Below are 23,961 nucleotides of genomic sequence, written 5' to 3' on the forward strand. Positions count from 1 at the left end.
TCGTGGGTGGCCTGGATCAGGCCGTCGCTAGGCGGCGTCGTCGGCGAGCGCGCGGGCGAGCAGGAGGGTCAGCTCGGACCGCTGCTCGGCGTCGAGCGCGCCGAGCACGTCGTCCTCGACGCTCTCCATCCCGCGCTCGCCTCTGCGCAGCGCGCGGCGGCCCGCGGCCGTGATCTCGACGACGTGGCGGCGGCGGTCGGCGGGATCGCGGCGGCGCTCGACGTAGCCGAGCCCCTCGACCTCGTTGAGCAGCAGCACGAGGTTGTTGGCGTCCATGCAGAGCGCGTCGGTCAGCGCCTTCTGCGTGACCGGGTGGTCGCGCACGTGGTTGAGCAGGACGAAGTGCTTCATGCGCATGCCGAGCCGCGCCTCGGTGGTGAGTCTGTACACCTGGCGCGAGAGGCGGGTCAACAGGACCATCGGTCCCTGCGTCGGCTCAGCGTCCATTCCATGTCGATCGTAGCGACGTTCAGGATCTTGCTTGCTTAATGATCATCATGGGTACAGTGATGATCCTTATGGAGAGTCCTACTTTGCCGCTGCCGCCCAGCGCCGCCGAGCGGCGCGAGCGCCGCCGTTGGATGGCGCTCGTCGTCCTCTGCTTCGCGCAGCTGATGAACGCGCTCGACGCGACGATCGTCAACGTCGCGCTGCCGACGATCCAGGCCGACCTCGGCTTCTCGCAGGCCGGCCTCACGTGGGTCGTCAACGGCTACCTGATCACGTTCGGCAGCTTCCTGCTGATGGCCGGCCGGCTCGGCGACCTCGTCGGCCGCAAACGCGTCTTCCTCGCGGGTCTGCTGCTCTTCACGGCCGCCTCCGTGCTGTGCGCGCTGGCACAGGACCCGGCGCTGCTGATCGCGGCCCGCTTCCTCCAGGGGCTCGGTGCAGCGGTGTCGGCGTCGGTCACGATCGCGCTGATCGTGATCGAGTTCCCCGGCCCGGACGACCGCGCGAAGGCGATGAGCGTCTACATGTTCGTCGCGGTCGGCGGCGGCTCGATCGGGCTGCTGCTCGGCGGCGCGTTGACGGAGGCGATCAGCTGGCACTGGATCTTCCTGATCAACGTCCCGATCGGCCTGCTGACGCTCGTCGCGGGCAGGGCGCTGATCGACGACGACGAGGGGATCGGGCTGCGCGGCGGGGTGGACGTGCTCGGCTCGCTGCTGGTGACGCTCGCGCTGATGGTCGGCATCTACGCGATCGTCACGTCCGGCGAGCACGGCTGGGGCTCGGCGCGGACGCTCGGCCTCGGAGCCGCGGCGATCGCGCTGCTGGCGGCCTTTCTCGCCTACGAGGCGCGCGTCGCCAACCCGATCATGCCGCTGCGGATCCTGCGGCTCGGCGGGCTGATGGCGTCGAGCGCGGTGCGCGTGCTGCTCGTCTGCGGCATGTACGCCGCCTTCTTCGTCGGCGCGCTCTACCTCCAGAACGTGCTCGGCTACGACGCGCTCGGCACCGGGCTCGCGTTCCTGCCGATGACCGTCGTCGTCGGCGCGCTGTCGCTCGGCGTCACGGCACGGTTGATGGGGCGCTTCGGGCCGCAGCGGATGACGGTCGCCGGCCTGCTGGCGGCCGGCGCCGGGCTCGCCCTGTTCGCCACCGTCGGGGAGCAGACGAGCTACTTCCCGCACGTCTTCGCCGCCTTCGCGCTCGTCGGCCTCGGCGCTGGGACCGCCTTCCTGCCGCTGCTGACGATCGCGGTCGCGCAGGCGCCGAGAGCCGACGCCGGCCTCGTCTCCGGCATCGTCAACGTCTCGACGCAGATCTCCGGCGCGGTCGGGGTCGCGCTGCTCGGCGCGGTCTCGGCTGCGCGCACGGACGGGCTCGCGGCCGACGGCCGCGCTCCGCTCGACGCGCTGCTCGGCGGCTACCGCCTCGCCTTCGTCGTCGCGGCCGGCTGCGTCGCCGCCGGCGTCGTCGTCGCGCTGCTGGTGCTGCGGCCGCCGCAGCACTGAGCGGCCGCACGTACGGCTAGGCTCTCCGCCGGCATGGCGAGCGCGAACGGAGCGGGCGGCAGACTGAGCGCGGCGGCGGCGCGGCGGATCGCGTTGGCGGCGCAGGGGTTCGCGGATCCGCGGCCGCGCGGCCGCGTCGACGCGCGCCACCTGCGGCGGGTGCTGGAGCGGGTCGGGATCCTCCAGCTCGACTCCGTCAACGTCTTCTCGCGCACCCACTACATGCCGCTGTTCTCGCGCATTGGGCCGTACCCGCGCGAGACGCTCGACCGCCTCACCGCGCACACCGCCGGCCCGATCAGGCGGGAGCTGTTCGAGTACTGGGCGCACGAGGCGTCGCTCGTGCCGGTCGAGCTGCAGCCGTTCCTGCGCTGGCGGATGGCGCGCGCCGACGCCGACGCGTGGGGCGGGATGCGGCGGATCGCGCAGGAGCACCCGCACCTCGTCGAGGAGGTGCTGGAGCTGGTGCGCGAGCAGGGGCCGATCCGCGCGAACGACACGAGCGCCGCGGAGCGCGCGAGACGGCGGCCGGGCGAGATGTGGAACTGGCACGAGGGCAAGGTCGCGCTGGAGTACCTCTTCTGGTCCGGTCAGGTGACCGCCGCGCGGCGGGTCAACTTCGAGCGCCGCTACGACCTGCCCGAGCGGGTGCTGCCGGCGGAGGTCGTCGGGACGCCGACGCCGACCGTCGAGGAGGCGCAGCGGGAGCTGCTGCGCGTCTCCGCGCGTGCCCACGGCGTCGCGACCGAGCCCGACCTCGGCGACTACTTCCGCCTCCCGCGCGCGGAGTCGAAGGCGCGAGTGGCGGAGCTGGTGCAGGCCGGCGAGCTGCTGCCCGTGACCGTCGAGGGCTGGGACGCGCCGGCGTACCTGTGGCCGGCGGCGAAGCGGCCGCGCCGCGTTGCCGCTCGCGCGCTGCTGAGCCCGTTCGACTCGCTCATATGGTTCCGCCCGCGGACCGAGCGGATCTTCGGCTTCCGCTACCGGATCGAGATCTACACGCCGGCCGAGAAGCGCGTCCACGGCTACTACGTGCTGCCGTTTCTGCTCGGCGAGGAGCTGGTCGCGCGCGTCGACCTGAAGTCCGACCGCCAGGCCGGAGTGCTGCGCGTGCAGGGCGCCTACGCGGAGCCGGACGTCGCCGCCGAGCCCGCGCGCGTCGCCGCGGAGCTGGCCGCGGAGCTGCGCTCGGTCGCCGGCTGGCTCGGGCTCGAGCGCGGGGTGGAGGTCGCCGGCAGAGGCGACCTCGCGCCGGCGCTCAGCGCCGCGCTGCGGGAGTAGCGGCGCCGCTGCGCGAGGCCGGTTCCGGCGGTCGAGGCGGCGCTCAGGCGCGCGCCGCCGGCGGCGGCGCCGAGCGCGGCGGCGCGGATGTCGGAGCGGCCTGCTCGGCGCGGCCGCTCAGCAGCGCCGCGCCGCGCGCGACCGTCCCGACCGCGACGACCGCCCAGACCGCGACGGCGACCCAGATCCAGACGTCGGCGAAGTCGGTCATCCAGGCGTGCCCGCCGACGGCGCCGACCGTGAAGCTGGAGGCGGCGTACATCCCGACGGGGAAGACGGTCGCCCAGCGCAGCGCGCTGAAGTGCAGGCGCGGACGCGCGATCTCGCCTGCGATCAGCAGCGGCAGCCAGATCAGCTCGGCGACGATCAGCACGACGGCGACCGCGTCGAGGACCGCGCGCAGGTCGCGCAGCGCGCCGGTGCTGTCGATCGCCTGCACGACTCTGCCGGCGGCGAGCGCGCTGATCGCGACCGCGCCGCCCGCGATCCAGTGGTCGCCCTTGCCGACGAGCAGCTGTCTGAGGTCGAAGTCGCGCAGCACCCACAGGTAGAAGGCGATCCCCACGACGAGCAGCACGGCCGCCAGCACGACGAGCCCGCGGCGGTCCTCGGCGACGGCGAGCGTCGCGCTCAGCACGGCGACCGACTGGATCGACACGGTCAGCAGGAAGCTCGCGCCGACGGTCGGGCGTCTCCAGTGCTGCAACACCGGGCCGAACAGCGCGAGCAGGAACAGCCCGCCGATCGCGAGCAGCGCGATCCCTGCCCACTCCCAGCCGTAGACGGTCAGCCGCGCGCCGAGCACGCAGGTGCCGGCGACGCCCGTCAGCGACGCTGGTATCGCCGCCTCGGCGAGGAAGCGCGCGCGGTGGAAGAGGAAGCGCGCGGCGAGCAGCAGCGCGAGCGCGACCCACATCCCGAGCGCGATCCACATCAGCGCCTCGGACAGCTCGGTGCGTCTGTCGAGCGCGAGCGCGACGGAGACGATCCCGGTCCCCATCACCGCGCCGCCGGAAGCCGGCGGGAGCGCGTCGAGGACGCGCCGCACAGGCCCCGGCCCGCCCGCGCCCACCGCGCCGCCCGCAGCGGCGCCGCCCGCGAACACCGGCAGCGCGCCGCCGTAGCGGCTGCGGTAGAGGATCGCGGGGCGGCCGAGGTACTGGATCGGCACGCTCCACGCGTGCACGAGCCGGCTGAACGGCCACAGCATGTAGAGCCCCCACGCGAGCACGGCGTGCACCTGGTAGCTCGCGTCGACGCCGCGCATCAAGTCCGGGTCGGGGTTGAGCCGCAGCACGCCGCGGAACCACGGCGCGACGTCCTCGCGGTAGTTGTAGCCGCTGCCGATCAGGTTGATCCCGATCGTCTGGAAGCTGCCGAGCACGATCAGCGCGGTCAGCAGGCCGTACGTCAGCATGTCGACCCGCGTCGTCGTCCGCCGCACGCGCTTGACCGTCGTGCGGCGGTAGAGCAGCAGGCCGAAGCCGATCAGCGTCGCGAGCGCGGCGAGCGTGCCGGCGCCGGTCGAGAAGTCCTTGTAGGCGCTCTCGGAGATGCCGAGCGACTCGGTGAACGACTCGGGGATCAGGATCCCGATCACGTGGCCGCCGATCGCGGCGAGCGCGCCGTAGTGGAACAGCGGCGCGCCGATCCCGAGCAGTCTGCGCTCGAACAGCTGGGTCGAGCGCGAGGTCCAGCCGAACTGGTCGGTCCGGTAGCGCCAGACGTGCCCGACGACGAAGACGGTGATCGCGACGTACGGCAGGATCACCCACCAGAAGACGCCCGCCCCGTCGCTCACCGCGGCGCCTCCGCGCGCGGCATCACCTCGGGCGGTGCGAACGGCTCGACGCCGACCTGCTCGCTCGGCGGGCCGTCGCGCAGCAGCTTCTCCAGGTGCGCGCGGTCGCCCTCGCCGGGCGCGCCGAGCGCGACGGCGACCGCGTCGACGACGTCGGCGTACGGGCTGCGCTGCTCGCGCAGCGCGATCCGCAGCAGCTCGATCCCCGGCCGGTGCTCGCGCAGCAGCGCCTCGCCCCAGCCGTCGGGCGCGCTGCCGGCGAACTCCAGCATCGCCGGCAGGAAGTCGGGCAGCTCGCTGTGCTCCATCGGCATGCCGCCGGCGCGGTAGAGCTTGCGCAGCCGCAGCAGCGCCATCCCGCGGCCGCGCGTGTCGCCGTGCGTGTAGTAGGTCAGGTAGAGGCTCGTGCGTCTGCGCGTCTCGAACGTCGCGATCCAGCGCTCGGCGAGCGCGCGCCCGCTCGGCTCGGCGGCGAACGCCGCCGCGAAGCGCGCCAGCGGCTCGCGCACGCGGCGGTCGCGCAGCGCGGCGGCCTCGCGCGCCAGCTCGGGCCGGCCGGCGAGCAGCCGCTCGCCCGGGTAGCGCAGCAGCCACGAGGCGACCGCGAACGCGCGCGGGTCGGCGGCGGGGCGGCCGGCGAAGCGCCTCACGGCGTCGCTCCTCTGGCGCCGTCGACCTTCGTCACGGACAGCATGAAGCGATCCATCGGCGTCTCCTCGGGATCCGCCGCCGCAGTCGTCGCCCCGCAGTTGCCCGGCCCGCCGGCGAAGTCGAGCCCGCAGGTGCCCTGCTGCTCGGTCAGCGCGGCGGCGATCTCGGTGTGCGCGAGCGGGATCACGTAGCGGTCGTGGTACTTCGCGATCGCCAGCAGCCGGTACAGCTCCTCCAGGTCCGCGCCCGTCATCCCGACCGCCTCGGCGATCGACTCCTCGGCCGATCCGAGCACGTCGCGCTTGCGCATGTAGGCGCGCATCGCGGCGAGCCGGTGGAGCACGTCGCGGACGACCTCGGTGTCGCCGGCCGCGAGCAGGTTCGCCAGGTACGCGGTCGGGATCCGCATGTGGTCGATCGCGGGGAAGACGTCGTCGGGGTCGGCCTCGAAGCCGTCGGTCTCCAGCGTGTTGACGATCGGGGAGAGCGGCGGCACGTACCAGACCATCGGCAGCGTGCGGTACTCGGGGTGCAACGGCAGCGCGACGCCGTGGCGGATCGCGAGCGTGTAGACCGGCGAGCGCGAGGCGGCGTCCAGCCAGTCCTCGGGGATCCCGTCGCGGCGCGCCTGCGCGCGCACCTCCGGGTCGTCGGGGTCGAGCATGATCGCGCGCTGCGCGTGCAGCAGCTCGCGCTCGTCGGCGACCGAGGCGGCCTCCTCGACGCGGTCGGCGTCGTAGAGCACGAGCCCGAGGTAGCGGATCCGCCCGACGCACGTCTCCGAGCAGATCGTCGGCTGACCCTGCTCGATCCGCGGGTAGCAGAGCGTGCACTTCTCGGCCTTGCCGGTGCCGTGGTTGAAGTAGACCTTCTTGTACGGGCAGCCGGAGACGCAGTAGCGCCAGCCGCGGCAGCGCTCCTGGTCGACGAGCACGATCCCGTCCTCCTCGCGCTTGTACATCGCGCCCGAGGGGCAGGAGGCGACGCACGACGGATTCATGCAGTGCTCGCAGATGCGCGGCAGGAAGAAGTAGAACGCCTGCTCGTACTCCATCTTCACCTGCTCCTGGAGCCCCTGCAGGTGCGGGTCGCTCTCGGCGTGGCCGGGGCCGCCGGCGAGCCCGTCGTCCCAGTTCGGCCCCCATCTCGGCGCGAGTCTGTCGCCGGTCAGCTGCGACATCGGCGTCGCGACCGGGTCGACGTCGGACAGCGGCGCGTCGATCAGCGAGCCGAAGTCGTAGGTCCACGGCTCGTAGTAGTCGTCGATCTCCGGCATGTCGGGGTTGGCGAAGATCCGCAGCAGCTTCTTCGCCTGCCCGCCCGCCTTCAGCTTCAGCCGGCCCTTGCGGTCGAGCGTCCAGCCGCCGTTCCAGCGCTCCTGGTCGGCCCACCGCTGCGGGTAGCCGACGCCGGGCTTCGTCTCGACGTTGTTGAACCAGACGTACTCGGTGCCGGGCCGGTTCGTCCACACCTGCTTGCACGTGACCGAGCAGGTGTGGCAGCCGATGCACTTGTCGAGGTTCATCACCATGCCCATCTGGGCCTTGACGTGCATCAGAACACCACCTCGCTGCGCCGCTTGCGCACGACGGTCGTCTCGTCGCGGTTGGAGCCGGTCGGCCCGTAGTAGTTGAAGCCCCACGACAGGTGCGCGTAGCCGCCGATCATGTGCGTCGGCTTCATCGTGATCCGCGTCAGCGAGTTCTCGGTCCCGCCGCGGTTGCCGCGCAGCTCCGTGCGCGGCGTGTTCAGGTGCCGGTCCTTCGCGTGGTAGAGCATGCAGGTGCCCGCCGGCAGCCGGTGCGAGACGACCGCGCGGCAGGAGACGATCCCGTTGCGGTTGTACGCCTCGACCCAGTCGTCGTCGCCGATCTCCAACGCCGCGGCGTCCTCGCGGCTGAGCCACAGCACCGGCCCCGCGCGGAACAGGGTGAGCATGTGGAGGTTGTCCTGGTACTCGGAGTGGATCGACCACTTCGAGTGCGGCGTCAGGTAGCGCAGCGTCAGCTCGCGCTCGCCGTTGGAGAGCAGATCCTCGCCGTCGCCGAGCCCGTGCGCGCGCAGCGGCGGCCGGTAGGCGGGCAGCGCCTCGCCCAGCTCCAGCATCCACTCGTGGTCCTGGTAGAGGTGCAGCCGGCCGCTGAGCGTGTGCCACGGCTTGTCGCGCTCGGTGTTGATCGTGAACGCGGCGTAGCGACGGTCGTGCGCGTCGATCCCCGACCACTCGGGCGAGGTCGCGACGTGCCGCGGCTGCGTCTGCGTGTCGGCGAAGTCGATCCGGTGTTCGACGTTGCCCTCCGCCAGCTCTGCGAGTGACAGGCCGGTGCGCTCCTCCAGCGAGCGGAAGCCCTCCAGCGCGAGCCGGCCGTTGGAGACGCCGGAGATCGCCAGCATCGCCTCGGCGACCTCGATCGCCGTGTCCAGGCGCGGGCGGCCGGCGGCGACGCCGTCGCGTCTGGGGCGGCCGTTCTGCCCCCGCAGCCACTCGACCTCCGCGACCGGTCTCCACGACGCGCCCTTGACCGCGCAGCCGGCTCGCTCGACCAGCGGCCCGAGGGCCGCCCACTGCTCGGCGACCGCGCCGTAGTCGCGCTCGACGATTCTGAAGCCGGGCATCGTGACGCCCGGCAGCGGCTCGCACTCGCCCCGCGCCCAGTCGCGCACGCGGCCGTGCGGCTGTGCGATCTCGCCGGGCGTGTCGTGCAGGATCGGGCTCGCGACGAGGTCGTGGCGGACGCCGAGGCGGTCGCTCGCGAGCGCGGCGAACGTTCTCGCGATCAGGCCGAAGGCGTCCCAGTCGGTCCGCGCCTCCCACGGCGGCGGGACCGCGGGGTTGAACGAGTGGACGAACGGGTGCATGTCCGTCATCGACAGGTCGTGCTTCTCGTACCACGTCGCCGCGGGCAGCAGCACGTCGGAGTGCAGCGCCGTCGAGGTCATGCGGAAGTCGACGTTGACGAACAGGTCGAGCTTGCCGCGCGGCGCCCGCTCGCGCCAGGCGACCTCCTGCGGGCGCTTGTCCGGCGGCGACTCGGCGGCGGTGACGGTGTCGTCGGTGACGCCGAGCAGGTGGCGCAGGAAGTACTCGTGGCCCTTCGCGGAGGAGCCGAGGATGTTCGAGCGCCAGACGGTCATCACGCGCGGCCAGTTCTCCGGCGCGTCGGGGTCCTCGGCGGCGAAGCGCAGCCGTCTGGCGCGCAGCTCCTGGACGACGTGTCTGCCGACGGCGCCCGCGCTCGCCGCGTCGCCGCTCCCGCCGCTCCCGCCACTCCCGCCGCTCGCGGCGAGCGCCTCGTCGGCGAGGTCGAGCGGGTTGCGGTCGAACGTCGGGGCGGACGGCATCCAGCCCATCCGCACGGCCTGCGCGAACGCGTCGATCGTGTGGCGGCCTCTGAAGCGGCCGCTGCCGACGGGCGAGGCGAGCTGCTCGGGCGAGGTCCGCTCGTAGCGCCATTGGTCGACCGCGCCGTAGAAGAACGACGTGCCCTGCGCCAGCCGTGCTGGCCGCTGCCAGTCGAGCCCCATCGCGAGCTGCTGCCAGCCGACGAACGTGCGGATCTTCTCCTGCCCGACGTAGTGCGCCCAGCCGCCGCCGTTGCGCCCGACGCAGCCGCAGACGAGCAGCAGCGTGAGGAACGAGCGGTACGTCTGGTCGGAGTGGAACCAGTGGTTGGTGCCGGCGCCCATCGCGATCATCGAGCGGCCGTCGCTCGTCTCGGCGTTGCGCGCGAACTCGCGCGCGACCTTCGTCGCGGCGTGGCGGTCGACGGACGTGATCGCCTCCTGCCACGCGGGCGTGTACGGCGTCTCGGCGTCGTCGTAGTCGCGCGGCCAGTCACCGGGGAGGCCGTCGCGCGCGACGCCGTACGTCGCGAGCAGCAGGTCGAGGACCGTCGTGACGCGCTGCCCGGCGACCGTCCGCACCGGCACGCCGCGCACCATCGTGGAGCCGCCGTCGGTCTCGCCGACGTCGAAGCGCGCGAGCGTCACGGTCGCCGTGCTCTCGCGGGCCTCGTGCAGCGACAGCAGCGGGTCGATCCCGTCGAGCCTGAGGTTCCATCTGCCTCTGCCGGCCTCGCCGTAGCGGTCGCCGACGGAGCCGTTCGGGACCGCCGGGGCGCCGGTCGCGGCGTCGATCAGCGCCGGCTTCCAGGCGGCGTTCTCGACGTCGGAGCCGAGGTCGTCGGCGCACAGGAAGCGGTCCGGCACGACGCTGCCGTCGGGCCGCTCGGCGAGCGTGACGAGCAGCGGCAGGTCGGTGAAGCGCTTGGCGTAGTCGAGGAAGCGCGGGACCTGCCGGTCGACGTAGAACTCTCTCAGCACGACGTGGCCCATCGCCATCGCCAGCGCGCCGTCGGTGCCCGGCTGCGCGGGGAGCCAGTCGTCCGCGAACGTCGTGTGGTCGGAGTAGTCGGGTGAGACGACGACGACCTTCTGGCCCTTGTAGCGCGCCTCGGTCATGAAGTGCGCGTCGGGCGTGCGCGTGATCGGGATGTTGGTGCCCCAGACGATCAGGTAGCTGGAGTTCCACCAGTCGGCAGACTCGGGCACGTCGGTCTGGTCGCCGAACGTCTGCGGCGAGGCCGGCGGGAGGTCGGCGTACCAGTCGTAGAAGCTGATCATCGAGCCGCCGATCAGGCTGATGAAGCGGCTGCCGGAGGCGAACGAGACGGGCGACATCGCCGGCAGCGGCGTGAAGCCGACGACGCGGTCGGGCCCGTGCGCTGCGATCGTGTGGACGTGCGCGGCGGCGATCAGCTCGGCCGCCTCCTCCCAGCTCGCGCGCACGAAGCCGCCCTTGCCGCGCTGGCGCTGGTAGAGGGCGCGCGCGTCGGGGTCGTCCTGGATGCTCGCCCAGGCGGCGACGGGATCGCCGTCGTGCTCCTCCTTCGCCGCGCGGTACAGCTCCAGCAGCGAGCCGCGGATCAGCGGGTGCTTGAGCCGCAGCGGCGAGTACGTGTACCAGGAGAAGGAGGCGCCGCGGGGGCAGCCGCGCGGCTCGTGGTCCGGCATCTCCGGACCCATCGAGGGGTAGTCGGTCGCCTGGGTCTCCCAGGTGATGATCCCCTCCTTGACGTAGACGTTCCACGAGCACGAGCCGGTGCAGTTGACGCCGTGGGTGGAGCGGACGACCTTGTCGTGCGCCCAGCGGTCGCGGTAGGAGCGCTCCCAATGGCGGTCGCGCCCGATCAGCATCGACCAGCCCTCCGCGTTGACGGGGCCGCGGCGGAAGAACTCGTGCGCGTCGAGCAGCAGGGAGGAGCGGTGCGGATGCTGCGCCGGCTCCTCCCCGTTCGCCATGCGAGGCGTCTTCCCGGATTGCGGGCCCGTGGAACCGCGGCGGCGGGCGAGAGCTCTGCGCTTTCATTAACCGAGCAGTCGGTCTATCATCGGCGCATGTCCTCTCCCAACCCGCCCGCGCGCTGGACGCTCGCCTACGACGGGCAGCGAATCGAGCTGGAGTCCACGACCGCCGGGCTCGGCACGGTGTCACGCCTGTTCGTCGACGGCGAGCAGGTCGACGAGCAGAGAGCGAAGGGCGACAGAGCGACGCTGACGGGCGGCGGCGTCACGGTGCGGGTCAGATTCACGTGGCTCGGCGGCGTCAGGGAGTGCATCGCCGTGCTCGACGCGGCGGAAGGGGAGCAGGCGGTCGAGCTGGCGTTCTCGCCGCCCGCCGGCAGCCGCGCCGAGAAGCTGGAGGCGCTGGCGAGAGAGCGCCCGGCGCTGTACGCCTCGCGCCACGTCGCGATCGCCGCCGGCAAGCTGCTGTTCGGCGTGCTCGGGATCGGCGCGCTGCTGGGACTGCTGCTGCCGCGGATCCCGTTCCCGTCGATCCCGTCGCCCGACGTGGACGTCGACCTGCCGAGCATCCCGCTGCCGTCGATCGACCTGCCGGACGTGACGCTGCCCGGGTGGGTCGAGGCGATCCTCAGCACCGCGAAGTGGTGGGCGCCGATCGTGGTGGCGATCGTCATCGCGGCCGGCGAGGTCGAGAAGCGCAGAAGACGGCAGGAGAACGCGCGCCGCCGCCACGACGGGCAGGATCCCGTCGATGCGGACGGTTGATCCGGTCAGACACGCAGCTCGGCGCGAGGCGATCCTCGACGCGGCGGCTGGCTGCTTCGCCGAGAAGGGCTTCCACGCGACGCGCACGGCGGAGATCTGCGCACGCGCCGGGATGAGCGCCGGCAACCTCTTCCACTACTTCGACAGCAAGCAGGCGATCGTGCTCGCCTTGGTCGAGCGCGACGGCGAGCAGACGCGCGCGCACATGGCGCTGCTCGACGCGGCCGAGGACCCGCTCGCGGCGCTGCTCGGGCTGCTCGACACGGTCGTCGAGCTGGCCGCCGACCCGGCCTACGCCGGCCTCGCGCTGGAGATAGCGGCCGAGGCCCACCGCGACGCCGCGATCGCCGCGCTCGTCACGCGCCACGACCGCGAGTGGCGCGACGGCCTGGAGCGCCTGCTGCGGCGCGCCGCGGCCGCCGGCAGGATCGACAGAGCGCTGCACCCGCCGACCGCCGCGACCTGGCTCGCTGCGCTGGTCGACGGCCTCTTCTCGCGCGTCGCGGTCGATCCCGCCTTCGTCGCCGCCGAGCAGGGCGTGACGCTGCGCTTCATCGTCACGCGGTATCTGAGAGCACGCTAGGGAGTCGGGGCCGCGGCCTGCTCGCGCTCGTGCGCGGCCGCCTGGCGCAGCTGCTCGAACTGGATCACGGTGCCGGCGGCACCCCAGTTGCCCTCGGGCACGTCGCGGATCAGCACCATCACGCGCAGCGCGTGCTCCTGCGTCAGGCCGGCGGCGTCGAGCACCCGTCTCGTCGCCTCGCCGACCAGCTCCTGCTTGCGCCGGTCCGACAGCGCGCCCGCCGGCACCGTCACGTCGACGCGGAACGTCGGCGCGGTGACCGGGCGGCCGGCAGACAGCACCGCCTCGCCCGGCAGCTCGTGCAGGTAGACCCACGTGACGTTGCGGAAGAACTCCGTGTCCGGCGCGCGCTCGGCGCGCAGCAGCACCGTCGTCAGCTCCTCGACGAGCGTCGCGCGCGCCGCGTCCGTCAGCGCGCCGACGGGATAGGTGACGTCCATCACGGGCATGTCCAGCTCCGATCGTCCGGTTTCCCGGGAGGCTACTAAGACGATCGTCCTATTGGCAAGCTGCAACCGCTCCCGCGCGGCGGCGGCGCGGAGCGGTCGGTCCCTCGGCCTGCCCGGATCAGCTGCCCAGCAGCCGCGCCTTCTGCTGCGCGAACTCCTCCTCGGTCAGCACGCCCTGGTCGCGCAGCTGCCCGAGCTGCTGAAGCTGCGTGATCAGGTCCGCGGAGCCAGCGGCGGGAGCTGCCGCGGCCGGGGCGGGCGCGGCGGCGGGCGGCGGCGCGGCCGCGGGCGCAGGCGCGGCAGCGGCCTGCTGCTGCTCGAGGCCCGACAGACGCTCCTCCTGCTCCTCCTCGCGCTGCCGCGAGGCGGCGTTGCGCTTGCCCGCGACGTAGGCGCCGCCGCCGACGGCGGCGGCGCGCAGCAGGGGACGGCGGCGGCCGAGCGGCATGGTCAGGCCACCTCCTCAGGCAGCGCGAGGCCGAGCGCGAGCATGATCTCGGGCGCGGCGGCGACGACCCGCGGGCCGCCGACCTGCGGCGCGACCGCCCGCAGCACGCCGAGCACGTCGTCGCCCGTCGCGCCGTCCTCCAGCGCGTTGGCGACCTGCCAGGCGTAGGAGGCCGGCGGCGCGTCGAGCGCGATCAGCGCCGCGATCTTGACGAGCGCGAACGTGCGCGGATCGAGCCCGGTCGCCTCCATCTGCGTCTCGCGCAGTCCGAGCGCCGTATCGAGCACGGCCAGCTCGCCGACGGCGACGCGTCTCAGCAGGTCGGCGGAATCGGGGGTGACGGCGGACATGGTCGCTCCTCCTAGACGGCGTCGTCGGCGTGACCGCCGTGGACGGCGAGTCCGTAGATCACGAGCAGGTTGATCGAGAACAGCGCCAGCGACAGGAACGGATAGGCCGGCAGCATCAGCAGCTGGACGATCGCGTTGATGCACGCGAAGGCGATGCCCGCCCACGTCGCGATGCTGTTGCGGGCCCACACGCCGAACGCCGCCAGCATCTGAAGACAACCGGTCACGAGGACGATCCAGCCCCAGGTGTTGAGGTCGCTGAAGACGTACTTCGCGTCGTTGACGAAGAACGTCGAATCGTCGATCGCGCCGATGCCGTAGATGATGTTCAGCGTCGCGACCATCAACAGCATCGTCCCCGCGAACATGACCCACCCGCTGAGGTGGGACTCGGCGCTCGCCGAGACGTCGGATCGCGGAGTCGGCGCAGGCACGCCGCCGGAAGCATGGACACCCATGGAGCTCCTCCATTCATCGTGGAGGTCCACCGTCCCACCGCGCGCGGGACGTCGCCAAGGGTGCGCCCACCACACCGCAGACACCGGCATGCACCACTGCGCGCCCGGCGCGGGCGGGAGGAACATGGCCGCATGGTGCGAGAGATCGTCACGACAGGACTGGGGCCGCCGCGTGCGGTGCTCGCGCGCGGGCTCGACGCCCCGCGCTGGGCGCTGCGCACCGCCGCCGGACCGGTCACCCGCGGCGCGCTGGCTGGACTCGACATGCTGCTCGCGTCCGAGCTGGCGGAGGAGGCCGCCCGCCGCATCTACGAGCGCGTGCTCGCCGGCCCCGAGCTGGAGGCCGCTGTCGCGGAGGCGGTGGAGAGCCCGGCGATGGAGCGGCTCGTCGCGCGCGTCGTCGACAGCCGCCTGATGGAGGCGACGGCCGCACGGCTGCTGGAGAGCGAGGAGCTGTGGCTGATGGTGCAGGAGGTCGCGCAGAGCCCGGCCGTCACGAGCGCGATCACGCAGCAGGGCGCGAGCTTCGCCGACGATGTCGCGAGCGAGGTTCGCGAGCAGTCCCAGCACGCCGACGCCTGGATCGAACGCGCGGCGCGGCGCGTGCTGCGGCGTGAGCCGCGTGCCGGCCCGCGACCTGGGATGCCGGACCCGGGACCGGCATGAGCACCGCGGCCACGGCGCGCGCACAGGCTGCCGCGGCTGCTCGCAGCAACGGCAGACCGCCGGCGGCGCCGCGAATCGAGCCGCCGCCGTACGCCGGCCTCGTCACGCGCACGATCGCGTTCGCGCTCGACGCCGCCGTCGTCAACGGGGTGGCGCTCGCGGTCGCCGGCGTGCTGACGCTGTGCATGTCGCTGCTGCACCTGCCGCACGACGTCGCGGTCGTCGCGGCGGTGTTCGGCGGCATCGTCTGGTTCGCGTGGGCGGTCGGCTACTTCGCCGTCTTCTGGTCGACGACCGGCCAGACGCCCGGCGACCGCGTGATGGGGATCCGCGTGCGCGATGCGCGCGACGCCGCCGCCCAGATCCCGCTGCGGCGGGCGCTGCTGCGCTGCATCGGCCTCGTGCTCGGCGCGATTCCGCTGTTCGCCGGTTACGTGCCCGTGCTGCTCGACGAGCGCCGGCGCGCCTTCCACGACTGGCTGGCGCGAACCGTCGTGGTGCACGGCGGCGGCCATGTCTGACGCCGCGCGGCCGGGCGCTCCCGGGCACGAGGTCGGCGTGCTGACCGTCGACGACCAGGCGTCGTTCCGCAGCGCCGCGCGCGCCGTCGTCGGCGCGACGCCGGGCTTCCGCACGCTCGGCGAGGCGGCGTCGGCGGCAGAGGCGCTCGCGGCGGCGGAGGCGGTCGCGCCCGAGCTCGTGCTGATGGACGTGCGGATGCCCGGCACGGACGGGATCGACACGACCCGCCGGCTGCTCGCGCGGTGGCCGAAGACGGTCGTCGTGCTCGTCTCGGCCGGCGCGCTCGACCGCCTGCCGCCGGCGTGCACCACCTGCGGTGCCGTCGCGGTGCTGGCGAAGCAGGACCTGCGCCCGCGTGCCCTGATCGAGCTGTGGCGGCGGCACGGGCCGGCGCGCTGAGGTCAGTCGCGTCTGCCCGCCGCGGCGAGGTAGATCAGCGTCGCCTTGACGCGTCGGCTGACGTCCTCGGCGTAGCTGAGGCCGAGCTTCAGGAAGATCGAGTTGATGTGCTTCTCGACGGCCCGCTTCGTCAGCACCAGCTCGCGCGCGATCCGCGGGTTGCTCTTGCCCTGCGCGATCTCGCCGAGGATCTCCAGCTCCCGCGGCGACAGCTCCGCCAGCGGCGAGTCGCCCGGCGCGGTGTGGCGCGCGATCATCGACTCGACGATCTTGGCGTCGACGAACGCGCCGCCGCGCGCGACCGCGTCGATCGCGCCGACGAGCTGGCCGCGGTCGCTGACGCGCTCCTTCAGCAGGTAGGCGCGCCCGTCGCTGCCCGCCTCCAGCAGCGCGAGCCCGAAGCGCGGCTCGGCGTACTGGCTCAGCACGACGACGCCGATCTCGGGATAGCGCTCGCGCAGCTCGTTGGCGACCTGGATGCCCTCGTCCTCGAGGTCGGGCGGCATGCGGATGTCGGTCACGACGACCGTCGGCCGCTCACGCTCGACGGCAGCCAGCAGCGAGGCGCGGTCGTGGCAGCGCGCGACGACCTCGAGGTGCGCCTCGTGCTCGAGGATGCGTGCGACCGCTTCTCGCACCAGAAAACTGTCGTCTGCGAGGACGACGCGGATCGGCAGGTCCCGGGTAATGATTCAGTGTCTACCCGCCGCGTGCACTTGGCGAAGCGCCCGCGACCTGAGAGGCTGGACCGGCGAGCGACGTGTCTGTCTGCCAGGGCGATGACTCCGGCCTCACTCCAACCTCCCGACGCGACGCTGCTCGGCCTGCAGTTGCCGAGGCGTCGCCGTGCGCTCGCCCCGACGCCGTCGCTGCTCGCCGGCATCGCCGCCGTCGGCGTCGTGGCGGCCACCGTGGCCGCGACGCTCGGCGCGCAGAGCGACGTCTTCGCGCAGCCCGCGCTCAACGGCGCCTACCGCGCCGTCGCGATCGTGTCGTGGGTCGGCGTCGGCCTGCAGACGTGGCGGCTGCGCCCGGACAGCCGGCTCGGCCCGCTGCTGATAGCGGCCGGCGCCGCCTTCGTCGCGACGACGCCGATGGCGCTGTCGGATCCGGGGGCGTACACGCTCGGGCGGCTCGCGTGGGTCGGGCTTGCGGCGATCCTCTCCTACGTGATGCTGGCGTTCCCGTCCGGCGAGCTGGAGGGACCGCGGACGCGGCTCGTCTACCGCTCGACGGTCGCTGCCGTCGCCGCGGCGTGGACGGTGATGCTGCTCGGCGCGCGCGAGCTGCCGGTCGGCGGGATCCTGACCCGCTGCGACGGCGCCTGCCCGCAGAACCCCTACCGCGTCGTCGACCTCGGTGGCGGGCTGACGGCGACGCTGTCCGACGCGACGACGTTCCTCACGAGCGCGATGCTGGTCGTCGTCGCGCTGCTCGTGCTGCAACGGATGCGCGCGGTGCAAGGGCTCGCGCGCGCGACGCTGGCGGTTCCGTTCGCCTGCCTGTTCGTCTTCGCGCTCGCGGTCGCGGTCGGCAACGTGCTGCGCACGACCTCCGGCGACGGCGACGTCGCGATCGCGATCGGTTGGCTCGGCGTGCTGGCCGGACTGGCGGTGCCGTGGGCGCTGCTCGCCGGCCAGGCGCGCGGGCAGCTGCTCGAACGGGCGCTGCTGGTGCGCCGCAACGCGGCGCTGGAGGCGCGGCTGCACGCGAGCGCCGACGAGCTGCGCGCATCGCGCGCGCGGATCTACTCGGCCGGCTCCGAGGAGCGGCGGCGGATCGAGCGGGACCTCCACGACAGCGGCCAGAACCGCCTCGTCGCGCTGCGGATCAAGCTCGACCTGGCGGCGGAGGAGGCCGAGCAGGAGGGTGCGTCGGAGCTGCTGCACGCCCGCCTCGTCGCGCTCGGCGAGGAGGCGCAGGACGCCCTCGACGCGGTCCGCGCGATCGCGCGCGGCGTCTACCCGCCGCTGCTGGCGACCGGCGGCCTGCTGACCGCGCTGGAGGCGGAGGCGCAGGAGGCGGCGCGACCGGTCGCGGTGCGCGCGGCCGGCGACGTGCCGCGCAGCACACCGGAGGCCGAGGCGGCGGTCTACTACTGCTGCCTGGAGGCGCTCCAGAACTCGTGCAAGCACGCCGGCCCCGGCGCGCATGTGACGCTGCGACTCGCGTGCGTCGACGGCACGCTCGACTTCGCCGTCGCCGACGACGGCCCGGGTTTCGCCGACGGCGTGCTCCACACGAGCACGGGGCTGACCCACATGCGCGACCGGATCCTCGCCGTCGGCGGCACGGTCGAGCTGACCAACGACGACGGTGGCGGCGCGCTCGTGCACGGGCGCACGCCATGGCCGCCGCGACCCCGCGCCGAGGAGGACACACGATGAGCACAGCCGAGCGCGTCACCAGCCGTGACGAGCGGATCGCGCGCGGTCGCGCCGCGCGCGCCGAGATACGCCGTCGCGACCACGGCGAGTGGGAGCCGGCCGCCGACCGCGCGGACCCGATCGAGCTGCTGGAGCGCCAGGGGAGAGACCGCATCGCGGAGCTGCTGCCGCTCCGCTACGAGCGCATGAGCGCGTCGCCGTTCACGTTCTTCCGCGGCTCGGCGGCGGTGATGGCCGCCGACCTCGCGCGCACACCGGTCAGCGGTGAGCGCGTGCAGCTGTGCGGCGACGCGCACCTGGCGAACTTCGGCGGCTTCGGCGCCCCCGACCGCACGATCGTGTTCGACCTCAACGACTTCGACGAGACGCTGCCCGGCCCGTGGGAGTGGGACGTCAAGCGGCTCGCCGCGAGCATCGTGCTCGCCGCGCGCGACCGCGGCTTCGACTCGGACGAGCAGGCGGCGGCCGTGCACGCGGCCGTCGGCGCGTACCGCCGCGCGATCCGCGACTTCGCCGGCCAGTCGCATCTCGACGTCTGGTACGCGCGCCTGAACGCCGACAGCGTCATCGAGGAGTGGCGCAGCAGAGTGCCGCGAGCGCAGATGCGCACGTTCGAGCGCAACGTCGAGAAGGCGCGCTCGAAGACGAGCATGAAGGCGGTTGCGCGCCTGACCGAGCGCGTCGACGGCGAGCTGCGGATCGCCGCGGACCCGCCGCTGATCGTCCCGATCGAGGACGAGCTGCCCGAAGGCGCCGGCACCGGCCCCGAGATCGAGCAGCTGGTGCGCGGGATCCTCAGCGGCTACGCGGCCAGCCTGACCGGCGCGACGCGGCGGCTGCTGGAGCGCTACCACTACGTCCACGCCGCGCGCAAGGTCGTCGGCGTCGGCAGCGTTGGCACGCGCGCCTGGATCGCGCTGCTGATCGGCGACGACGAGCGCGACCCGCTGTTCCTGCAGTTGAAGGAGGCGAACGCGTCGGTCGTCGAGCCGTTCGCGGGCGCGAGCAGGTTCAACCGGCACGGCCGCCGCGTCGTCGAGGGTCAGTGGCTGATGCAGGCGGCGAGCGACATCTGCCTCGGCTGGGTCTCGGTCGACGACCCCGACGGCAACCGGCGCGACTTCTACGTGCGCCAGCTGTGGGACTGGAAGCGCTCCGCCGACCTCGAGCGGATAGTCCCGGCCGGCCTGAGCGCGTACGGGCAGATGTGCGGCTGGACGCTCGCGCGGGCGCACGCGCGCTCGGGCGACGCGCTCGCGATCGGCGCCTACCTCGGCGGCGGCGACGCGTTCGAGCGCGCGATCGCGCGCTTCGCGGCGACCTACTCCGACCAGACCGAGCGCGATCACGCAGCGCTCGTCGCGCATCTCGCCGCGCCCGTCCGGCAGTAGTTGCGACACGGACCGCACCCGGCGTGGCACGATATTGGTTGACTGGCCAATCAGCGCCTCACGCGAGCTCAACCGAGGTAGGAGAAATGCCAAGCACCGACGCACTCGTCTTCGACGCCCTGCGCACACCGCGCGGCAAGGGCAAGAGCAACGGCTCTCTGCACACCACCAAGCCTGTCGACCTCGTCGTCGGCCTGATGCACGAGATGCTCTCACGCAACGCGTCGCTCGATCCAAAGCGGGTCGACGACGTCGTGCTCGGCTGCGTCACGCCCGTCGGCGACCAGGGCATGGACATCGCCAAGACGGCGGCGCTCAAGGCCGGTCTGCCGGACACGGTCGCCGGCGTCCAGCTCAACCGCTTCTGCGCCTCGGGCCTGGAGGCGGTCAACGTCGCCGCGCAGAAGGTCGCCTCCGGCTGGGAGGACCTCGTCTTCGCCGGCGGTGTCGAGTCGATGTCGCGCGTGCCGATGGGCACCGATGGTGGCGCCTGGGCGCTCGACCCGGAGACGAACCTCGAGACGGCGTTCGTCCCGCAGGGCATCTCCGCCGACCTGATCGCGACGGTCGAGGAGTTCAGCCGCGACGACGTCGACGCCTATGCCGTCCGCTCGCAGGAGCGTGCCGCCGCCGCGCAGGCCGCGGGCAAGTTCAAGGACTCGGTCGTTCCGGTGCTCGACATCAACGACCACGTCGTGCTCGACAACGACGAGTTCATCCGCGCCGGCACGACCGCCGAGACGCTCGGCAGACTGAAGCCGTCGTTCGCCGCGATGGGCGAGATGGGCGGCTTCGACGCCGTCGCGCTGCAGAAGTACCACTGGATCGAGAGAATCGACCACGTCCACACGCCGGGCAACTCCTCCGGCATCGTCGACGGCGCCTCGCTGCTGGCGATCGGGAACGCGCAGACGGGCGAGGAGCTGGGCCTCGAGCCGCGCGCCCGCATCCTCGCGACGGCCGTCTCCGGCGCCGACCCGACGATCATGCTGACCGGTCCCGCGCCGGCGTCGAAGAAGGCGCTCGGGAAGGCCGGCATCACTGCTGACCAGCTCGACCTCGTCGAGATCAACGAGGCGTTCGCCGCGGTCGTGCTGCGGTTCGTGCGCGACATGGACCTCGACATGGAGAAGGTCAACGTCAACGGCGGCGCGATCGCGATGGGCCACCCGCTCGGCGCGACCGGCGGGATGATCCTCGGCACGCTGATCGACGAGCTGCACCGCACCGGCGGCAGATACGGCCTCGCGACGCTCTGCGTCGGCGGCGGCATGGGCATCGCGACCGTCGTGGAGGCGATCTAGGTCATGGCTGAGAGCACCACGATCCGCTGGGACAAGGACGCCGACGGCGTCGTCGTCCTGACGCTGGACGACCCGAACCAGGGCGCCAACACGATGAACGAGGCCTACGCCCGTTCGATGGCGGCCACGATCGACAGACTCGAGGCCGAGAAGGACTCGATCACTGGCGTGATCATCACCTCCGCGAAGAGCACGTTCTTCGCGGGCGGCGACCTCAACAACCTCAGAGCGGTGACGCCGGAGCAGGCGGAGGAGTTCGCCACCTACCTGCGCGAGGCGAAGGGCCAGCTGCGCCGCCTGGAGACGCTCGGCAAGCCGGTCGTCGCGGCGGTCAACGGCACCGCGCTCGGCGGCGGCCTGGAGATCGCGCTGGCGACGCACCACCGAGTCGTCGTCGACAGCTCGAAGATCCAGCTCGGCTTCCCCGAGGTCTCGCTCGGCCTGCTTCCGGGCGCCGGCGGCGTCGTGCGCACGGTCCGGATGCTCGGCATCGTCAACGCGCTGATGCAGCTGCTGCTCCAGGGCAAGAGAGTCCGCCCGGCGAAGGCGCTGGAGATCGGCATCGTCGACGAGCTGGTCGCGAGCAGAGACGACCTGATCCCCGCCGCGAAGAAGTGGATCGCCGCCAAGGGTGGGGGGGATCCGGTCCAGCAGCCGTGGGACGCGGACAAGAAGTACAAGATCCCCGGCGGCACGCCGTCGACGCCGGCGCTTGCGATGAACCTGCCGGCGTTCCCGGCGAACCTGAAGAAGCAGCTGAAGGGCGCGAACTACCCGGCGCCCGCGGCGATCATGGCGGCGGCGATCGAGGGCGCGCAGGTCGACTTCGACAGCGCGATCGAGATCGAGGGCCGCTACTTCGTCAGCCTCGCCACCGGCCAGGTCGCGAAGAACATGATCCAGGCGTTCTTCTTCGACCTCCAGCAGGTCAACGGCGACCGCGGCCGGCCGGCCGAGATCGAGCCGTACCGGGCGAGAAAGGCCGTCGTGCTCGGCGCCGGCATGATGGGCGCCGCGATCGCGTACGTCTGCGCGAAGGCCGGCATCGAGGTCGTGCTGAAGGACGTCTCGCAGGAGGCGGCCGACCGTGGCAAGGGCTACTCGGCGAGACTCGTCGAGAAGGCCGTCTCGCGCGGGCGCTCGACGCAGGAGAAGGGCGACGCGCTGCTGGCGCTGATCACCCCGACCGACGACGCGACGGCCGCGGCCGGCGCCGACCTCGTGATCGAGGCGGTCTTCGAGGACCCGGCCGTGAAGGCGAAGGTCTTCGCCGAGATCGAGCCGCATCTGGCGACGAACGCGCTGCTGGGCTCGAACACCTCGACGCTCCCGATCACGGAGCTGGCCGAGGGCGTCTCGCGGCCGGCGGACTTCATCGGCCTGCACTTCTTCAGCCCCGTCGACAAGATGCCGCTGCTGGAGATCATCAAGGGCGAGCAGACCTCCGACGACGCGCTCTACAGAGCGCTCGACGTCGCCAAGCAGATCAAGAAGACGCCGATCGTCGTCAACGACTCGCGCGGCTTCTTCACCTCGCGCGTGATCGGGACGTTCATCAACGAGGGCATCTCGATGTTGACGGAGGGGATCCCGGCGCCGACGATCGAGCAGGCCTCCTCGCAGGCCGGCTACCCGGCTCCGGTGCTGCAGCTGTCCGACGAGCTGAACCTCAAGCTGATGCGCAAGATCCGCGTGGCGGCGAAGGAGGCCGGCGCGATCGGCAGCGGCTGGGACGACCATCCCTCCGAGCAGGTGATCGACCGCATGCTCGACGAGTTCGACCGCCCCGGCAAGCTGGAGGGGAAGGGCTTCTACTCCTACGCTGACGGCAGACGGACGGGCATCTGGGACGGCCTCAGAGCGGCCTTCCCGCCGGTCGCCGACCCCTCTTCGATCTCGCTCAGAGACCTCGAGGAGCGGATGATGTTCATCGAGTCGATCGAGACCGTGAAGTGCGTCGACGAGGGCGTGATCCCGTCGATCGCCGACGCCAACATCGGCTCGATCTTCGGGATCGGCTTCCCGGCCTGGAGCGGCGGCGTGCTCCAGTACATCAACGGGTACGAAGGCGGCCTGCCCGGCTTCGTCGCCCGCGCCCGCGAGCTGGCCGCCGCCTACGGCGACCGCTTCGAGCCCCCGGCGTCGCTGGTCGAGCGCGCCGAGCGCGGCGAGCCCTACCTCGACGGCGCCGGAGTCCCCGCCACCGCCTGAGCTCTCCACAGTCCCGTCACGAACGCGCGTAGCGCCGTGCGTGGCGGGGCTGGCATCGTCGCGGGCCATGCCCGCGCTTCAGTCCGAGCCCCGGTCGATTGCTGGTCTCATGGACCAGCAATCGACCGCGCCTCCCGAGATGCGGCTCCAGGAGCTGGCTGAGGCACAGTTTGGTGTGGTGGGCCGCAGGCAACTCGGTGCGCTGGGGTTGTCGCCGACGATGGTGCGGGACCGCCTGGACCGCGGCTCGCTCGTCAGACTCCATCGCGGTGTCTACGCGGTCGGTCACCGCCGGCTGCGCCGGGAGGGCATCCGCCTCGCGGCGGTCTTTGCAGCGGGACCCGGCGCCGTGCTGAGTCACCGCGACGCCGCCGGTCTCCATGGCATCCGGCCAGCCAACCACCGCAACATCGACGTGACGGTCGATGGCAAGCGAGCAAGAGCGCCAGGCATCGCTCTCCACCGAGCGACACTCACCCCCGACGACGTCACCCAGATCGACGGCATCCCCGTCACCACCCTCGCGCGCACGCTGGTCGACCTCGCGTCGGTCGTCCCGCGCGACCACCTGACGAACGCGCTGAACGCGGCGGAGCGGAACCACCGTGTGGACGTCGGCGCGATCGAGCTCGTGCTGGAGCGGGCGCGCGGGCGCAACGGCCGCGGGCACCGGGCGATGCGGGCGGCGCTCGCGGAGGTGCGCGCGAACGGGCCCGAGCACACGCGCTCTGAGCTGGAGCTGCTGTTCCTCGGGCTCGTCGAGCGGAACGGGCTGCCGCGACCGCGGACGAACGTGCACGTCCACGGGCAGGAGGTCGACGCGTGGTGGCCGCAGGCGCGGCTCGCCGTCGAGATCGACAGCTGGGCGTGGCACCGCACGCGGCGCTCGTTCCAGCGCGACCGTGCGAAGACGAACCTGCTCGTCGCGCACGGGATCATCGTCCTGCGCTTCACCGACGCCGACGTCGCCGACCGTCCGCGGGAGGTTGCGGCACAGCTCACCGGGCAGCTGCAACGCTCTGGCGACTGACGG

At 72.6% G+C, this 23,961-nt stretch carries 22 protein-coding genes; 12 read left to right on the forward strand and 10 right to left on the reverse strand.

The features are described from left to right. Positions 1-27: 27 nt before the first annotated feature. Positions 28-447, reverse strand: a complete 420-nt coding sequence (locus CWOE_RS07425; RefSeq protein ID WP_012932964.1) for a MarR family winged helix-turn-helix transcriptional regulator — start codon at positions 445-447, stop codon at positions 28-30. Positions 448-518: 71 nt separating this feature from the next. Here CWOE_RS07425 and CWOE_RS07430 point away from each other — a divergent pair, with 71 nt between their 5' ends. Together CWOE_RS07430 and CWOE_RS07435 are read left to right on the forward strand one after the other, a co-directional pair. Beyond that, the gene (locus CWOE_RS07430) at positions 519-1,958 is read left to right on the forward strand and encodes an MFS transporter (RefSeq protein WP_148260929.1); all 1,440 of its coding nucleotides are present in this window, start codon (positions 519-521) and stop codon (positions 1,956-1,958) included. Positions 1,959-1,991: 33 nt separating this feature from the next. Next, the gene (locus CWOE_RS07435; protein ID WP_012932966.1) at positions 1,992-3,239 is read left to right on the forward strand and encodes a winged helix-turn-helix domain-containing protein; all 1,248 of its coding nucleotides are present in this window, start codon (positions 1,992-1,994) and stop codon (positions 3,237-3,239) included. Between the two features lie 43 nt (positions 3,240-3,282). Here CWOE_RS07435 and narI read toward each other — a convergent pair whose 3' ends face one another. From narI to CWOE_RS07455, 4 genes are read right to left on the reverse strand one after another with little or no spacing between them, the layout of a single operon-like run. Then, the gene (gene narI, locus CWOE_RS31895; protein WP_012932967.1) at positions 3,283-5,040 is read right to left on the reverse strand and encodes a respiratory nitrate reductase subunit gamma; all 1,758 of its coding nucleotides are present in this window, start codon (positions 5,038-5,040) and stop codon (positions 3,283-3,285) included. Further along, the gene (gene narJ, locus CWOE_RS07445) at positions 5,037-5,690 is read right to left on the reverse strand and encodes a nitrate reductase molybdenum cofactor assembly chaperone (RefSeq protein WP_012932968.1); all 654 of its coding nucleotides are present in this window, start codon (positions 5,688-5,690) and stop codon (positions 5,037-5,039) included. The genes narI and narJ overlap by 4 nt, the downstream gene beginning before the upstream one ends. Next, positions 5,687-7,246: a nitrate reductase subunit beta gene (gene narH / locus CWOE_RS07450; RefSeq protein ID WP_012932969.1), complete on the reverse strand. Its 1,560-nt coding sequence runs from the start codon at positions 7,244-7,246 to the stop codon at positions 5,687-5,689. Before narH ends, narJ begins: the two co-directional genes overlap by 4 nt. Continuing rightward, positions 7,246-10,992, reverse strand: a complete 3,747-nt coding sequence (locus CWOE_RS07455; protein ID WP_012932970.1) for a nitrate reductase subunit alpha — start codon at positions 10,990-10,992, stop codon at positions 7,246-7,248. Before CWOE_RS07455 ends, narH begins: the two co-directional genes overlap by 1 nt. Positions 10,993-11,088: 96 nt before the next feature. Here CWOE_RS07455 and CWOE_RS07460 point away from each other — a divergent pair, with 96 nt between their 5' ends. Together CWOE_RS07460 and CWOE_RS07465 are read left to right on the forward strand one after the other, a co-directional pair. Beyond that, positions 11,089-11,760: a hypothetical protein gene (locus tag CWOE_RS07460; protein WP_012932971.1), complete on the forward strand. Its 672-nt coding sequence runs from the start codon at positions 11,089-11,091 to the stop codon at positions 11,758-11,760. Beyond that, on the forward strand, positions 11,747-12,343 hold the full coding sequence (locus CWOE_RS07465; RefSeq protein WP_012932972.1) for a TetR/AcrR family transcriptional regulator: 597 nt from the start codon (positions 11,747-11,749) through the stop codon (positions 12,341-12,343). The genes CWOE_RS07460 and CWOE_RS07465 overlap by 14 nt, the downstream gene beginning before the upstream one ends. On the opposite strand, the gene CWOE_RS07470 is transcribed toward CWOE_RS07465, so the two are convergent. The 4 genes from CWOE_RS07470 to CWOE_RS07485 all read right to left on the reverse strand — a co-directional run bounded on the left by CWOE_RS07470 (position 12,340) and on the right by CWOE_RS07485 (position 14,024). Then, the gene (locus tag CWOE_RS07470; protein ID WP_012932973.1) at positions 12,340-12,792 is read right to left on the reverse strand and encodes a tautomerase family protein; all 453 of its coding nucleotides are present in this window, start codon (positions 12,790-12,792) and stop codon (positions 12,340-12,342) included. The genes CWOE_RS07465 and CWOE_RS07470 overlap by 4 nt on opposite strands. Positions 12,793-12,910: 118 nt before the next feature. Beyond that, a complete protein-coding gene (locus tag CWOE_RS07475; RefSeq protein WP_012932974.1) occupies positions 12,911-13,240 on the reverse strand; it encodes an SHOCT domain-containing protein in 330 nt (109 codons plus the stop codon). A 2-nt stretch (positions 13,241-13,242) separates the two neighbouring features. Then, positions 13,243-13,590, reverse strand: coding sequence for a carboxymuconolactone decarboxylase family protein (locus CWOE_RS07480; RefSeq protein WP_012932975.1), 348 nt, complete (start codon positions 13,588-13,590; stop codon positions 13,243-13,245). An 11-nt stretch (positions 13,591-13,601) separates the two neighbouring features. After that, on the reverse strand, positions 13,602-14,024 hold the full coding sequence (locus CWOE_RS07485) for a DUF7144 family membrane protein (protein WP_148260930.1): 423 nt from the start codon (positions 14,022-14,024) through the stop codon (positions 13,602-13,604). A gap of 156 nt (positions 14,025-14,180) precedes the next feature. Here CWOE_RS07485 and CWOE_RS07490 point away from each other — a divergent pair, with 156 nt between their 5' ends. Genes CWOE_RS07490 through CWOE_RS07500 form a run of 3 tightly spaced genes read left to right on the forward strand, consistent with a single transcriptional unit; the run spans position 14,181 to position 15,635 of the window. Further along, complete coding sequence (locus CWOE_RS07490) at positions 14,181-14,714, forward strand: hypothetical protein (protein ID WP_012932977.1); 534 nt, start codon at positions 14,181-14,183, stop codon at positions 14,712-14,714. After that, a complete protein-coding gene (locus CWOE_RS30375; protein WP_012932978.1) occupies positions 14,711-15,235 on the forward strand; it encodes an RDD family protein in 525 nt (174 codons plus the stop codon). Before CWOE_RS07490 ends, CWOE_RS30375 begins: the two co-directional genes overlap by 4 nt. Beyond that, positions 15,228-15,635 carry a response regulator gene (locus tag CWOE_RS07500; RefSeq protein WP_012932979.1) on the forward strand — a complete coding sequence of 136 codons (408 nt, stop codon included), beginning with the start codon at positions 15,228-15,230 and terminating at the stop codon, positions 15,633-15,635. The genes CWOE_RS30375 and CWOE_RS07500 overlap by 8 nt, the downstream gene beginning before the upstream one ends. A 2-nt stretch (positions 15,636-15,637) precedes the next feature. Here CWOE_RS07500 and CWOE_RS07505 read toward each other — a convergent pair whose 3' ends face one another. Continuing rightward, entirely contained in the window at positions 15,638-16,327 is a 690-nt protein-coding gene (locus CWOE_RS07505) for a response regulator transcription factor (RefSeq protein ID WP_328284369.1), read from the reverse strand. 87 nt (positions 16,328-16,414) lie between these two features. Here CWOE_RS07505 and CWOE_RS30380 point away from each other — a divergent pair, with 87 nt between their 5' ends. From CWOE_RS30380 to CWOE_RS07530, 5 genes are all read left to right on the forward strand, one after another. Then, complete coding sequence (locus CWOE_RS30380) at positions 16,415-18,022, forward strand: sensor histidine kinase (protein WP_012932981.1); 1,608 nt, start codon at positions 16,415-16,417, stop codon at positions 18,020-18,022. After that, a complete protein-coding gene (locus tag CWOE_RS07515) occupies positions 18,019-19,413 on the forward strand; it encodes a DUF2252 domain-containing protein (protein ID WP_012932982.1) in 1,395 nt (464 codons plus the stop codon). The genes CWOE_RS30380 and CWOE_RS07515 overlap by 4 nt, the downstream gene beginning before the upstream one ends. 86 nt (positions 19,414-19,499) lie before the next feature. Continuing rightward, entirely contained in the window at positions 19,500-20,717 is a 1,218-nt protein-coding gene (locus CWOE_RS07520; protein ID WP_012932983.1) for an acetyl-CoA C-acetyltransferase, read from the forward strand. A gap of 3 nt (positions 20,718-20,720) precedes the next feature. Then, positions 20,721-22,928 (forward strand): 3-hydroxyacyl-CoA dehydrogenase NAD-binding domain-containing protein, encoded by a 2,208-nt coding sequence (locus CWOE_RS07525; protein ID WP_012932984.1) that lies wholly within the window; start codon positions 20,721-20,723, stop codon positions 22,926-22,928. Positions 22,929-23,067: 139 nt separating this feature from the next. Beyond that, complete coding sequence (locus CWOE_RS07530) at positions 23,068-23,958, forward strand: type IV toxin-antitoxin system AbiEi family antitoxin domain-containing protein (RefSeq protein ID WP_148261264.1); 891 nt, start codon at positions 23,068-23,070, stop codon at positions 23,956-23,958. Positions 23,959-23,961: the final 3 nt, after the last annotated feature.

The sequence above is a fragment of the Conexibacter woesei DSM 14684 genome, assembly GCF_000025265.1.
In the GTDB taxonomy this organism is placed as follows: Bacteria; Actinomycetota; Thermoleophilia; order Solirubrobacterales; family Solirubrobacteraceae; genus Conexibacter; species Conexibacter woesei.

What these genes read in the sequence shown, in the direction of transcription:
- CWOE_RS07425 (WP_012932964.1), bottom strand. Translation starts at nt 447, where the DNA reads ATGGACGCTGAGCCGACGCAGGGACCGATGGTCCTGTTGACCCGCCTC.
- CWOE_RS07430 (WP_148260929.1), top strand. Translation starts at nt 519, where the DNA reads ATGGAGAGTCCTACTTTGCCGCTGCCGCCCAGCGCCGCCGAGCGGCGC.
- CWOE_RS07435 (WP_012932966.1), top strand. Translation starts at nt 1,992, where the DNA reads ATGGCGAGCGCGAACGGAGCGGGCGGCAGACTGAGCGCGGCGGCGGCG.
- narH (WP_012932969.1), bottom strand. Translation starts at nt 7,246, where the DNA reads ATGCACGTCAAGGCCCAGATGGGCATGGTGATGAACCTCGACAAGTGC.
- CWOE_RS07455 (WP_012932970.1), bottom strand. Translation starts at nt 10,992, where the DNA reads ATGGCGAACGGGGAGGAGCCGGCGCAGCATCCGCACCGCTCCTCCCTG.
- CWOE_RS07460 (WP_012932971.1), top strand. Translation starts at nt 11,089, where the DNA reads ATGTCCTCTCCCAACCCGCCCGCGCGCTGGACGCTCGCCTACGACGGG.
- CWOE_RS07465 (WP_012932972.1), top strand. Translation starts at nt 11,747, where the DNA reads ATGCGGACGGTTGATCCGGTCAGACACGCAGCTCGGCGCGAGGCGATC.
- CWOE_RS07470 (WP_012932973.1), bottom strand. Translation starts at nt 12,792, where the DNA reads ATGCCCGTGATGGACGTCACCTATCCCGTCGGCGCGCTGACGGACGCG.
- CWOE_RS07475 (WP_012932974.1), bottom strand. Translation starts at nt 13,240, where the DNA reads ATGCCGCTCGGCCGCCGCCGTCCCCTGCTGCGCGCCGCCGCCGTCGGC.
- CWOE_RS07480 (WP_012932975.1), bottom strand. Translation starts at nt 13,590, where the DNA reads ATGTCCGCCGTCACCCCCGATTCCGCCGACCTGCTGAGACGCGTCGCC.
- CWOE_RS07490 (WP_012932977.1), top strand. Translation starts at nt 14,181, where the DNA reads ATGGTGCGAGAGATCGTCACGACAGGACTGGGGCCGCCGCGTGCGGTG.
- CWOE_RS30375 (WP_012932978.1), top strand. Translation starts at nt 14,711, where the DNA reads ATGAGCACCGCGGCCACGGCGCGCGCACAGGCTGCCGCGGCTGCTCGC.
- CWOE_RS07500 (WP_012932979.1), top strand. Translation starts at nt 15,228, where the DNA reads ATGTCTGACGCCGCGCGGCCGGGCGCTCCCGGGCACGAGGTCGGCGTG.
- CWOE_RS30380 (WP_012932981.1), top strand. Translation starts at nt 16,415, where the DNA reads ATGACTCCGGCCTCACTCCAACCTCCCGACGCGACGCTGCTCGGCCTG.
- CWOE_RS07515 (WP_012932982.1), top strand. Translation starts at nt 18,019, where the DNA reads ATGAGCACAGCCGAGCGCGTCACCAGCCGTGACGAGCGGATCGCGCGC.
- CWOE_RS07520 (WP_012932983.1), top strand. Translation starts at nt 19,500, where the DNA reads ATGCCAAGCACCGACGCACTCGTCTTCGACGCCCTGCGCACACCGCGC.
- CWOE_RS07525 (WP_012932984.1), top strand. Translation starts at nt 20,721, where the DNA reads ATGGCTGAGAGCACCACGATCCGCTGGGACAAGGACGCCGACGGCGTC.
- CWOE_RS07530 (WP_148261264.1), top strand. Translation starts at nt 23,068, where the DNA reads ATGCGGCTCCAGGAGCTGGCTGAGGCACAGTTTGGTGTGGTGGGCCGC.